Genomic DNA, 248 nt, shown 5'->3' with positions numbered 1-248 from the left:
TGTGCACGAGCGTCGCGCCGTCGCGCGCCTGCGCGCTGATCGAAGAGGCCGCGCGACGCGCGGTATCCGATGCGAGGGAATTGCTGCCGTTCAGGATCGACGCGCCGTTGGAATGCGAGTTGACCACGCAGACGCCGGGGCAGGCGGATTTGTTTTGCCAATGGCCGGACATGCGGCGCGTCGATGGCAGCACGCTGCGCTTTGGCGCGGACAGTATGCAGTCGCTGGTGCGGGTGCTCAACTGTCTA

General features: G+C 66.1%; 1 protein-coding gene. It reads left to right on the top strand.

Going from position 1 to position 248, the window contains the following annotated elements; all coding sequences use genetic code 11:
• On the top strand, positions 1–248 hold a 248-nt coding region (locus PXJ20_RS33140), incomplete at both ends, for a M55 family metallopeptidase (RefSeq protein ID WP_421057540.1).

Source organism: Paraburkholderia sp. A1RI_3L, from assembly GCF_048957895.1.
Taxonomy (GTDB): domain Bacteria; phylum Pseudomonadota; class Gammaproteobacteria; order Burkholderiales; family Burkholderiaceae; genus Paraburkholderia; species Paraburkholderia kururiensis.
The sequence above is the reverse complement of the archived record's forward strand: the minus strand, read 5'-3'. Positions and strand labels throughout refer to the sequence as shown.